The 11599-nt window shown below is 38.8% G+C and carries 10 protein-coding genes; 6 read left to right on the top strand and 4 right to left on the bottom strand.

The features are described 5' to 3' along the window. Nucleotides 1-571 (top strand): hypothetical protein (locus AB6E52_RS16845; protein ID WP_372189963.1); only part of this gene is annotated, 571 nt, incomplete at its 5' end. A 746-nt stretch (nt 572-1317) separates the two neighbouring features. On the opposite strand, the gene AB6E52_RS16840 is transcribed toward AB6E52_RS16845, so the two are convergent. Genes AB6E52_RS16840 through AB6E52_RS16830 form a run of 3 tightly spaced genes read right to left on the bottom strand, consistent with a single transcriptional unit; the run spans nt 1318 to nt 6500 of the window. Beyond that, nucleotides 1318-4236: a type III restriction-modification system endonuclease gene (locus AB6E52_RS16840; RefSeq protein ID WP_371980008.1), complete on the bottom strand. Its 2919-nt coding sequence runs from the start codon at nt 4234-4236 to the stop codon at nt 1318-1320. After that, nucleotides 4236-6182: a site-specific DNA-methyltransferase gene (locus AB6E52_RS16835; RefSeq protein WP_371980009.1), complete on the bottom strand. Its 1947-nt coding sequence runs from the start codon at nt 6180-6182 to the stop codon at nt 4236-4238. Before AB6E52_RS16835 ends, AB6E52_RS16840 begins: the two co-directional genes overlap by 1 nt. Before the next feature lie 33 nt (nt 6183-6215). After that, nucleotides 6216-6500 (bottom strand): hypothetical protein, encoded by a 285-nt coding sequence (locus AB6E52_RS16830; protein ID WP_226980821.1) that lies wholly within the window; start codon nt 6498-6500, stop codon nt 6216-6218. A gap of 777 nt (nt 6501-7277) precedes the next feature. Here AB6E52_RS16830 and AB6E52_RS16825 point away from each other — a divergent pair. Genes AB6E52_RS16825 through AB6E52_RS16805 form a run of 5 tightly spaced genes read left to right on the top strand, consistent with a single transcriptional unit; the run spans nt 7278 to nt 9930 of the window. Next, nucleotides 7278-7538: a CopG family ribbon-helix-helix protein gene (locus AB6E52_RS16825; protein ID WP_017103710.1), complete on the top strand. Its 261-nt coding sequence runs from the start codon at nt 7278-7280 to the stop codon at nt 7536-7538. Further along, nucleotides 7538-7813, top strand: coding sequence for a type II toxin-antitoxin system RelE/ParE family toxin (locus AB6E52_RS16820; RefSeq protein WP_017103711.1), 276 nt, complete (start codon nt 7538-7540; stop codon nt 7811-7813). Before AB6E52_RS16825 ends, AB6E52_RS16820 begins: the two co-directional genes overlap by 1 nt. A gap of 50 nt (nt 7814-7863) precedes the next feature. Continuing rightward, entirely contained in the window at nt 7864-8211 is a 348-nt protein-coding gene (locus tag AB6E52_RS16815; protein WP_371980010.1) for a hypothetical protein, read from the top strand. A 47-nt stretch (nt 8212-8258) separates the two neighbouring features. Beyond that, entirely contained in the window at nt 8259-9350 is a 1092-nt protein-coding gene (locus AB6E52_RS16810; protein ID WP_371980011.1) for a 3'-5' exonuclease, read from the top strand. 7 nt (nt 9351-9357) lie between these two features. Then, complete coding sequence (locus tag AB6E52_RS16805; protein ID WP_371980012.1) at nt 9358-9930, top strand: competence protein CoiA; 573 nt, start codon at nt 9358-9360, stop codon at nt 9928-9930. A 629-nt stretch (nt 9931-10559) separates the two neighbouring features. Here AB6E52_RS16805 and AB6E52_RS16800 read toward each other — a convergent pair. Then, nucleotides 10560-11459: a helix-turn-helix domain-containing protein gene (locus AB6E52_RS16800; protein WP_371980013.1), complete on the bottom strand. Its 900-nt coding sequence runs from the start codon at nt 11457-11459 to the stop codon at nt 10560-10562. Between the last annotated feature and the right edge of the window lie 140 nt (nt 11460-11599).

Genomic DNA, 11599 nt, shown 5'->3' with positions numbered 1-11599 from the left:
CTTATACAGTCGCGCATTTGATCAAGACAAAGATAGCATTCAAGCATTAGCTCAAACAGGCGAGCTTCTTAGAAGGTATGAACACGACTCTAACAATTATAGAGCAGTAACCCAAGAAAGAACTCTCAGTAATGAATTGCGCGTTTTTTGTAATGACAAATACACAGAGAACCGAAGCTTTTTTCCTAGTTTTATCGACTTTCTAAAAAGCAATCTCCATAACATTTGTGTCTTACCTCATTCGAAGAAAGGAGATCACCGAAAAACGCTTACAGGGCTTTTATCAGTAGAAAAAGGTAAAAACTACATAGTACTTTTCACACTACATAAAACTAACAACAAAAATATCAATATGTTTTGTGAAACAGCATTCGTTGTTACAGATGATGATTTTCGTGCAAAAAAACTAATCGCACCAGATGATACAAGTAAGCCGTTTCTAGTTTTGCTTAAAAATATTCTGTCTGGAAGAAAACCATTTGAAGGGAAAGCTAAAAAAGCAGCGAAGAAGAGTTACAAGAAGAAAAAGAAAGCAAAAATGAAGGCTAAAGATCAAGACGGCTCTTCATAACCGCTAGGTTAGAAGAGCCATTGATAAAGTTCCGTGATCCCTATTGAAAGAAATGATTCTTTGTTTATCCATGTCTTGCATGGCGCTACCATCTGAAATTATAAGATATGATGTATCACCATCTTATCCCTAACACAGTATATGCATAAGCTTACTAAGGCAGCGGGAGGTAGGGTATATATGGTAAGCTGTGCTTTCCAGTCAATCCGAACGATCCTACTCTTACTATTATCGATTCAATCACTTCAAATCGATAATCAAACGATAACCAAATATTACTTACATGTCAATAAAACACTCTGACTTTTATATTACTTCTGGTATCGCAACCATGTAGATGGCCTACACCTTAATGGACAACGCACACTTATTCATTGCAGCAATGATTAATAATTTAAGACGAAACAGAGAGAACTGATCTGAATGATAATTGGACATTTATTTGCCAGCGCTTTCGTTAAATTAGCAAACCATCAATAACCACAGGTACGGCAAAACAAAAAAAGCCACTTTCCAGAGTAGGGAAAGTGGCCATGTATAAGTGGCTTAAATAACAATAATGTTTTACTTAGCTAGCATATGCAATCAAGTTAAACGGGGCAGCTGTCGCTAAAAATGATAATTGGACAAAAACACGTTAGGCCTATTGCTCTAACTTCTTTAGCGCGTGCTTTCTATTTATGACTGAATATGCAATAAAATAGATTTAAAGCGAGAGTCGTTGATGCTCTCGCTTTCTAGATAAACTAGCTAGAAGCTGCTTGCTTAATTAAGTCGTAAATCAAATCATCAGCAAACTGTGTTTTGAAATCAACCTTGACCTCTTTACTGATCTGGTCGAACAGAACTTTAGCATGTTCAATTTTTCGCTCTTCCTCTTTGCGAAGGCTATCCTTTCCATCAACATTTTTCGTTTCAATGATGAAGTTCAGGAAATCACCGTTACTTGTCTTAACGACATACGCAAAGTCAGGAGAATATGAATAACCACCAGATACAGGGATCTTAATTGAGTTCTTCGGAATCTTAGTAAAGACAGAGACCGATTCAATCTCACCATCTGTAATATTCAGTTTCTCAAGTTCAGAATCGTAAAACACATCTTCAAACAGGTATGTATCTAGAGGCGTGAGAGAGTCGTCATTATAAACGCCTAAATCACTTGCCATAACTTCGGTTCTAGGTTCACCTTGATCATCAGTAAACTTAGTTGGATGCATACTGTTAGATATAATGTTGTAGCCAAGACCAAACTTATTGAATGAATTATTCAACAAAAATTTACTGAATCCTGATTTAACTTTTCTGATTGTTTGAATGTTCAAATAATCAGTAATATCTATCGTGCTTTGAACACTTACAAATGCTTGATGAAGCGTAGATAACTTGATAAACGCTTCTTGTGATAGACGGTTCAAAAACTCTTTGTAAGTCATTGTAGAGAACTTGGTGAAGTCATCATCATTACCAAACATTGACTTAGACATAGCGGTATCGTTATGAATATAGACCGTCTCAATACGTGTCTGAACACCAGTTTTCTTGAACTTATCAGACTCTTCAATCAGATATTTTTTAAATAGCTCAAGGAAGTCGTCCTCGCTTGCAATTTTATATTCTAAAATCGCTTTTTGGTTAATCACCTCCCAGAGTGCTTTTAGTTCATCGAACTTGCCGACACGCATTTTCGATGTTTTTTTCGCTCCATTATCAACTTTAATCTTGTTAGGTTTAACACCTGTAGGAAATGCATTGGGGTATTGAGCTTTTAGTCTTGAGTAAGCATCAGAACCAAGTAAATTCTCATTTTCGTCAATGATTCCTTTACCCAATAGATCAGACATAATTTTAAATGAAGATAAGTCAGGGTATGCCGCTGTGATTTTATCTTTGATTTCTTGGGTTAACTTGCTTGGCACAGTCTCTTTGAATGAAGAATCATTCACTTCTTGAACGAGAGAGCTTACAAAATCTTTTTCTGTAAAATCAACATAGTAATTAAGCATAAATGAACGGTCTTTAACACGACCCATATATTCATTTACTGGTAGACGAAGACCACGGCCAACTTCTTGAAGTTTTGATGTTGTGCTACCGCTTGAACGTAACTTAACGATCTGCATTACGTTAGGCGAATCCCAACCTTCACGAAGTGTCCACTTACTAAAGATAAATCGTCTTGGATTGTCTAATGAAAGAAGAAGTTCTTTATCATGAAGAATCTCATTGATTTCTTTTTCAATCTTTTCATCTTTATCACTATTATCTTTCGAGAAATAACCACCATGAACAACAGACACATCTTTAATGGTCTTTTCTAGATATTCTCTGTAGAAAGCGTCGGTTTCAACTTTTAAACATTCTTTAGCTTCTGCGACAACCCATTCTTCAAACTTAGTTTTTAAGCTACCTGAGAGGTTGTTACCATCACGATAACCTTCAATATCATCAATGAAGAAAAGCGATAACGGCTTGATTCTTGGGCGTTGAGTCAGCAATTCACGTTCAAGCTTGAAGTGCTCCTTAATCGCTTTACGGATCATATTGTCTTCAAGCGTGCCTGAGTATGAATAAGGGTTTATAGACTTTCCGACTTTAAGCTCGATACCGTTACTCAACACAACAATTTTGGTGTTCAGTGATTCAATATACAGATCATGAATCTCACTATGAGTCTTCGATAGTGCTTCACCTTTCGCTAGTTTGTATACGGTTTTAGTGCCACTTTCATTTAACTCAAAAGTTGCTTCTTTAACCGTTGATTTAGTGAGTTTAAGGTTTGCAAAGTCATCGCCAACAACATCTTCAATAAAGGCGTTAATCCCTTTCACTAGGTCATTGTTAAACGCATCCACAGCCGTTAAGCGATAAACTAGATTCTCGTAGTCTTCGTTGAATGTTGCTCCAAAACGAATAATGTATTGAGCATTAAGCTTACTGATGTTGTCCCATGTTTTTTTAGCTGTGGGGAATTTGTGAGGCTCATCAATTATAATAAAAGGTCTTACAGCACTGATAGCGTCAATCGGTGTATCGAATTTGTTATCTAACAATCCTGTGTCGTAAGTCTCAACCAATGATTTTGAGTTAATCATTCCAGAGTTGATAATCAAAACGTGGATATGTTTTTTATTAAAATTATCTGCTTCAACAAAATCATGAACTGCTTGAGGCATAAAAGATTTAGTATTCTTCTTACTAGAACCTTTTTGACTTTCTACGACATAAGTTTTTAGTTCACGCTCATAATCATCACGGAAATGTTCTTTAAGTGCATCACTTTTCAGAAAATTGACTGTTCCTGCTTTGATTGAAAGCGTAGGGACAATAACAATAAACTTGTTGATACCAAATGCTTTGTTGAGATCATACATGGATTTGGTATAGGTATAAGTCTTACCTGTGCCTGTTTCCATCGAAATATCAATAACGTTACTTTTAGCGTTGTAATGCTCTCTTTTATGTTCGATTCCATTGAATTCTTGAACTGTTTTGATGTTCGCATAGTATTGAGGGTCGGTGATACTAAGAACAGGGTTTGCTCTAAGGCAAACGATAGGATCGTCAGATTGTTGAGGTTCAGCCCCAACAAACATGCTCATCAATGCGTCTACACCTGCTTTTTGGTGTGGCAGGTTCTTCTCAAATGTGAATCCCTTTGACATTAGTTTCTTCCTACCAGATCAATTTCTAATGACTTTTTATTCGCATAACTTTTTAGTGCTTCGTTTAGCTCCATTTGCTTCACGCTATCAAAGTTTTTACCAAAGAAAACAATCTTATTAGGTGAGAATTCCTTGTCTGTATCAAGTCTCGAAAGAAGAGCTTTCAAAGCATCACTAGAAAAATCAGAGGCAATCATATACAAGCGATTATCGCAAAGGTGAGCGGTATAATTATCTAGGTCAATATCTTGAACTGGTGTTGTTAACTCACTACCATCATACAAACGCCAAGTAGTAAGAAGCGTATGATATTGATCATCGGTAAGCATCACATCATCAAACATTGTCATCGTCATTAAAGACAATTCTTTGTCGTCATCTTCGACTCTGAAATCTTCTACAGTTTCAAAAATCTTGAAACCTAGATCGCCTTGGAAATCAGGAGATTCTTCACGAATTTTTTCGGCAGCTTTGGTGATCCGTGCTTTAGTTATGTCAAAAATAGTTTTGTAACCTGCTTTATAAGCTACACTATCGCCATCACATTTCTCAGGGATTTGAACAGTTATAAACTCACGGTTTTTTGAGTCTTGAGCATTTAGTTCTAGTAAAGCATGTGCCGTAGTACCCGAGCCAGCAAAGAAATCCATTACAATATCATTTGCTTCAGTAGCTAAAGATATACACTGCTTCATTAGTTCTAATGGTTTTGGAAATTGTAAAACACCACTCATTCCAAGTTTACCTGATTCAATAGTACCTTGTTCATTTATGAACTTTGTTTCTGTCCAGATCGATTTAGCTTTAGTTGTGCTCTTACGTGATTTTTCATAGATATTCCATCCACCATCACGTTTTTGTTTACCAAAGACTGCTCTTGGTGTTGCATTAATTCCTTCTTTCGATAGTTTATCTTTTCCCCATCGCCAACAACTTTCAACTCCCTCACTATTTTTAGGAAATACCTCGATATTAAACTGCTCAGAAGGAGTTAAAGAAATCGCAGCCAATTTATCAGTGTCAATGCTTGAGGCATCGACATAAATTGGATAATAAAGGTTAGGACGATTATGTTTACCAAACTTAGGGTTTCTATTTCTTAGTTCCCATAGATCGTAACTTCCAAATTTATCTTTGTATGGGAGTTTTCCATCTGTTTTTTCTAGCTCCCCAAGATAGGAATCTTGAGATTTATAATAAACAAGAATGTACTCGTGACATTTCGCTATTTCTTTGTAAGTTTGACCACGTTTATTTGATTGAACAATAATTTGAGATAAGAAGTTAGCTTCACCAAAGATCTCGTCACATAATAATTTTAGTTGGCTAATTTCATTGTCGTCAATTGAAATGAAAATAACGCCATCATCGGTCAACATCTCTTTCGCAATATATAAACGAGGATATATGAAGGTTAACCAAGCACTATGACTGCTTGACCCCTTGTCCGTGAAATCTAAAATACGACTTGCTTCATCCAGGTCTATACCTGCTAAGTCAGCCAATTGTTCTTTGGTGAATTTGCGGTCATCGTTATAAACAAAACCATCAGAGCCAGTGTTGTAAGGAGGGTCGATATAGATCATCTTGACCTTCTCACTATATGCGTTAACCATATGCTTAAGCACTTCTAGGTTATCGCCTTTGATAAGAAGGTTTTTACTGTCTTTGTTCTGTTCTAACTGGTTATGTGCAACGTCTTCATTGATCAATGTTTTAGGAGGAAGATTAGTCAATAAACGAGCATAAGACTTACCAAGCCACTTCAATGTGTATGATTCTTTTGAAAGCTCAACTTCATTTGCATTAACTACTTCAAGCATCTTTTCTTGAATGAAATTCCCTGATTTATCAAAACACTGAGGAAAGTGCTTTTTTAGGACTGCAAGCTGTTTGCTATTCACTGTCTCGATGTTCGAATGAAGTGTTTCTTCTTTAATTGTCATTTTGTGTAATCCAAATTTTTTATAAGACTGATTTTATTCTGAATCAGTTCTGTCAGTAATCTTGATTGATGCTTCTGTTAGACCAATACGCAGTAATTCTGCTAACGCCCCGTCCAAGCTTTTGAAGATACGAGGCTCATAAGGCTGTCTAGAGCTACTTAACACCAATGGTTCACCATTCCATTCAGAACCATCGAAAACGACTGTGTATGCGCTTTTCATACCTGAAATTTGTGCGTGGTCGATAATCCCACTTTTGACCCGCTCTTTAGCCATAGAGCTAAGTATGCAGTTGCCACTGTTTATACCTGAAATCATGATAATTCTTCCAATATCCATTTTCGCCACAATATCAAATATCGTTTCAAAGGTGTAGTTTTGTTTTGAAAAATTAGATGTGTGGGTAATTATTCACTTTTATCAGCCTAGAAAAGCTTTAAAAAGTACAATGAGGGTAAGGTGTGAAACTGATAAAGGGGCAAAACGTGTTTCAGATGATTGATTTAAAGGTTCATACTGGCTGCTATATGCTTGCATGTAGAGTCAGTATGAAGCCGACAGAGCGAAGCGGCGTCAGTATCACTAATCTAGAGAAAACTGATCATTTTAAGGATTAGGATCAAAAAACCAGGCGAAACCAAAACGAGTTACAAACCCTTAACATTTGGTGCGATTATGTAATTAACTTTCAGAATGCTTTTAGGGGGCAAAGTGAAAGAAGAAGGTAGGTTTTTATCCTTTTCCTCGATTTTGCAAGTGAAGCTTGCAAAAGTTGCACTAAACTAGCCTATTTAACATATTGTACATAACACGCCTATAAAATTAGGGGTCATAAAGGGGTTTTGCGCACATTTCCCCGAAAAGTTCGTTGGTGATATTTATGGATTCCAAAGAAGCAAAATCAAAGAAAAGTGTCAGGTTAGACTTTAGGCCTGCTTTGTACTCTGTCAATCTAATCAAATTCCAACTCTAAACTTACAGGTCTTAGGCCAGTAACTGACGTTTGCATAGGGTATACCTCATATTGACTAGGGTTGTGAACCACAAGAAGATTTATTATGATTAACTTTAAATCACATTGATTAGGAATGCATCATGAATACAAAGGTTGTTACTGCGCATGTTCCTTTACAGCTAGCTGATAAAGTTGATGAGTTAGCGCAACGTCTCGAACGTTCTAAAGCTTGGATTGTTAAGCAGGCTCTAGCGGATTGGATCGTCATGGAAGAAGAACGATATAAACTAACGATTGAAGCGTTAGCTGATGTTGATAATGGTCGAGTTATTGACCATCGGTCAGTCCAGGCTTGGGCTGAAAGTCTGGGAAGTGAATCTACAAAGGACGTGCCAAGGTAATGGAAATAAAATGGACCAGTAAAGCCCTCTCCGATTTAAGCCGGCTCTATGAGTTCCTCGTTTCCGCTGATGACATTGCGGCAGTAAAAATCGTACGTTCATTGACCAGCGCTCCGGATGTTTTGTCAGATCAGCCAAGGTTGGGAGAGAGGCTCGATGCTTTTGAGTCCAGAGAAGTCCGTAAACTTTTGGTTGGCAACTATGAAATGCGGTATGAAATACAGGAATATACCCTGTATGTGCTTCGTATCTGGCATACCCGAGAGAAGCGCTAAACCACTCGATAGATCTATTAACTCACATTATCGCCCATGCAAGGAGCATTATGTCTCAACAATTTCTTCCTTCGTTTGATGGAAAGACACTCACTGAGGAACAGTACTACATCCTGGATAAAGCATCATTAGGCCAGAGCCTTATAATAAATGCGTTTGCCGGAACCGGAAAAACTTTCACGCTACGCGCACTGGCATCCAAGCCGTTATCTAATAAGAAAGGTCGTTATCTCGCTTTCAACAGAAAGATTGTTGACGATGCTACAACTGCATTTCCTGAGAACGTTGATTGTAGAACCATTCACTCGCTTGCATACAGAGATGTTGGTGTGAAGTACGCGAGGGCTGGCCGTATGAAGCAATTCCTTAATGCATCGATATTGTCGATAAGACATTAAAAGGCAGCCCAGATTTATTCGGTGTTCCGCCTATCCGTGTATGCAGCATGATTCTTTCGGGAATAGAAGCATACTGCCACTCTGCTGATACAGAAATCACACACCAACACCTGAACAGCATTAATTTAGTAGGTGTAGCTGCAGAGCTTGTCGATGAATTCAGAGAAACCCTGTTGTACTTTGTAAATTCAGTGTGGGAACTTCTCAACAATTCTGCCTGCGACCTCCCGATCACCCCTTCTGTATACCTGAAACTTTGGGCACTGAAAGAGCCTCAGCTGAAATACGACTATATCCTTATAGATGAAGCTCAGGATCAAAACCTCGTTGTCATCGATTTGCTATCCAAGCAGTCTCATTTACAGCAGATTTGGGTGGGCGATAAATATCAGCAAATTTATGGATTCAGAGGAGCCCATAATGCACTAGAGTCCATTGATATTGAGACCCGTTGCTCTCTAACGCAGTCCTACAGGTACGGTGAAGAGATTGCGAAGTATTGCAACAGCCTTCTCAGCGTTCATTTCGGAGATAATACCGATATAAAAGGTTTTCCGGGAATAAAGTCAGCTCTTTCTGATGAGTTTGAACCTGATGCAATTATTTGTCGGTCGAATTTTGCAGTTATCGCCGAGGTAGCATACCAAACCTATATCGAGAAGAAGAAAGTAGCTGTCAACGCAGATGTACGAGCCTTGAGTAGTGACCTTAAAGAGGCACAGAAACTCTTCGACGGTCGGCGTTCAAAGCATCCCGACTTCATTCCATTCAGGGATTGGTTTGAGGTTGTCAATTTCTCCAAGACAGATGAGGGTGTCCACCTAAGGACAATGGTAAATCTCGTAGAGCAGTACTCTATTCCTTTGCTCCTAGATCTCCTGTACCAGGTGCAGTCAATCAAAGAAGCACACGCAGATATCGTAGTGACGACTGCGCACCAAGCGAAAGGAAGGGAGTGGAATATTGTCAGGCTAGCGGACGATTTCAGAGGCCAGGGGCACAGTAAATACAGTGAAGAAGAAGGCCGCTTACTGTATGTAGCGGCAACACGAGCAAAGAGTGTTCTCGATATATCTGATTGCTTGGCTGCGGCACTACCCACACCAGAAGTCTTAACCCCAGAATGCACTGCGGAGTAAGTAGGATATGCCATTCATCGGACACGACACTGAAAACAACAGGCGGGTAAACATTCTGGATTGTGACTCCCCGAGAGAGTCATTCAAGAGGGGGCAGATAATCTGCCGCTACTGTAAAGAAGAAATGGTCATTCGGGGAAACTCGCACTCCAGTGTCCCGAAAATTCACTTTATGCACCTGTCCAATGAATGCAAGAGTGAATATAAGCATCACCCAGAGAGCCCAGAACACCTGTACTTTAAAGAGCTACTGGCTACAGACTTAGCCAAAGATCTGAAAGAGTACCAAAGTGCAAAAGTGCAGATTGAGTGTCCTGTTGACTCAATCAAAAGGATCATTGACGTGGCTTTCATCTTCCCCAATGGCTGGGTTGTGGCCCACGAAGTCCAGTTAAGTGCAATCACGCCTGAAGAGTTAGAGGAAAGAACGAATGACTATCGACGTGCAGGAATCGATGTTTCTTGGTGGCTTGGCAAAAAAGCAAATACCAGCAAGAATCGGCAGTGGTGCTACGAGAACCTTGGCGAATGCCACTCCATTGATTACGAGAAGTTGGTTCAGCATACGTCCGAAAAATAAAATGGTTAGGTATGGCTCTAGGGAGCCCCTGCCGTGCAGCTCACTTTGGTGGAGTACCTCGTCGGACTGGTCAGGTGAACTCTCATACCCGATTATTCCGGCAGATAAAGAAAGGGCACCCAATCAAGCAATGCTTCCACATACGCTTGCTCATAGGCTACTTTTTAATACACTCCTTTGCTGGGCAATATATACACCCCTGCCCAAATCTAGGCTCTTAAAGGGAATTGGCTCCCCGATCCATCAATCTCAGGCGGCGGCTCTTCTGGGGGCATGGGAGGATGTTGGGGTTCTGATCAAAACAGGAAAAGGAAAAACAGCAGCATATAAGATCGTTGATGGCTATCGATACGGCAGTTGGCCAAGAGCTACGAATGAACAAAGAAAGCACTGTTATCAAAGAATATTAAGGTACTTTCCATCCGAAATCAACCTAGACGCAGTTAAAGAAAGAGCTACCAACCTAAGAAAGATCTGCACTGATAGCCCTGATTTTTCTCTTTAAAAATAGCTAGTTAAACTATTGGTGTACAATATTTCCCCAATATTCGCGTGGCCACTTATACGGAGAATGAACTTTTCGGGGAAATGTGCGCAATACCCCTTATTCTTTATTTCGTTATTGGCTATTATTTCATTTGATTGTTCTTATCCCAACCCCAAAATAATTCCCAAGATAATATCTGATCAAAACGGTGCAAGGCTTTAATCCAACGGTAACGATTATTCGACCAACGAATCCCCTTATTAAAAACTGGGCCTTTTTCAAACACAAAAGAATCGCGTTTATCTGCCGCTTGAACAATGGAAAGGTCATACATTTTTGTTAAACCTATTGTTAACCTGTTTCGTAAAAAAATATCCTTATGAATCTTATGTCCATACATAAATGCTTCTGTACTGCTAGAATATTCCGATATAATATCTAAACATAAACTATCTTCTTGCAATGTGTTATACCAAAAACCTCTAGAGGCCTGTTCCTGTACTACAGAAAAATTTGGGATAGCAATACTTAACGGCGCTATCTGATAAATGATATGACCAATTATTTGATCATTCACATCAAACATTTCGCATAACTCGATACCTTGCAAATTTTGCGTATTAAAATTCGACACCAAAGGTTCGTCAAAACAGCGTGAGTGAATAAGGGTGTAACGTTGGACATCCTCTTGAGTTAACTGGGTTATTTTGGTTTTTCTTGGTTCTAAAGCATCGATAAACGGAGTAGATAACCCGGGATGCTGAGGACTAAAACGTTTATCAATCATCGCTTCAAGTTTTTCAATTCGTTTTTCATCTAAACTAGCAAACATCGCCTCTTGAATAGAATCATATAGGTTTAACAGATAAAGTATTTTTATAGTTTTAGTTAAACTCGGTGCGGTACTGCCCCTCTCCCACCGACTATAGGTATTAACATCCAAATTAGCGAATAAACTGTCCTGAGCCAAGCATTCCACCATTTGCTTTTGGCTGATCGAATGCTCAAATCTGTAGTTGGTTAAAATTCGAGTAATGTCCATTTTTCACCATAGCGAGAGCATCAAATATTATATTTCCTTACTGAAGATTATAGGAGAACTCAACCAATATCAAAGGCTACGTTTAAAGGTAAGGAATCTCAATATTTCCTGACCTGAACAATCGCGGCATAACTCATGCC

Source organism: Vibrio sp. 10N.247.311.13 (assembly GCF_041467595.1).
Taxonomy (GTDB): domain Bacteria; phylum Pseudomonadota; class Gammaproteobacteria; order Enterobacterales; family Vibrionaceae; genus Vibrio; species Vibrio crassostreae_C.
Note: the sequence above shows the minus strand (reverse complement) of the source record. Positions and strands in the feature narration are given on the sequence as shown.

Bases quoted from the DNA above. Each gene is read 5' to 3' on its own strand.
- AB6E52_RS16820 (WP_017103711.1), top strand. From the start codon at position 7,538: ATGGAAATAAAATGGACCAGTAAAGCCCTCTCCGATTTAAGCCGGCTC.
- AB6E52_RS16840 (WP_371980008.1), bottom strand. From the start codon at position 4,236: ATGTCAAAGGGATTCACATTTGAGAAGAACCTGCCACACCAAAAAGCA.
- AB6E52_RS16805 (WP_371980012.1), top strand. From the start codon at position 9,358: ATGCCATTCATCGGACACGACACTGAAAACAACAGGCGGGTAAACATT.
- AB6E52_RS16830 (WP_226980821.1), bottom strand. From the start codon at position 6,500: ATGATTTCAGGTATAAACAGTGGCAACTGCATACTTAGCTCTATGGCT.
- AB6E52_RS16800 (WP_371980013.1), bottom strand. From the start codon at position 11,459: ATGGACATTACTCGAATTTTAACCAACTACAGATTTGAGCATTCGATC.
- AB6E52_RS16825 (WP_017103710.1), top strand. From the start codon at position 7,278: ATGAATACAAAGGTTGTTACTGCGCATGTTCCTTTACAGCTAGCTGAT.
- AB6E52_RS16810 (WP_371980011.1), top strand. From the start codon at position 8,259: ATGATTCTTTCGGGAATAGAAGCATACTGCCACTCTGCTGATACAGAA.
- AB6E52_RS16835 (WP_371980009.1), bottom strand. From the start codon at position 6,182: ATGACAATTAAAGAAGAAACACTTCATTCGAACATCGAGACAGTGAAT.
- AB6E52_RS16815 (WP_371980010.1), top strand. From the start codon at position 7,864: ATGTCTCAACAATTTCTTCCTTCGTTTGATGGAAAGACACTCACTGAG.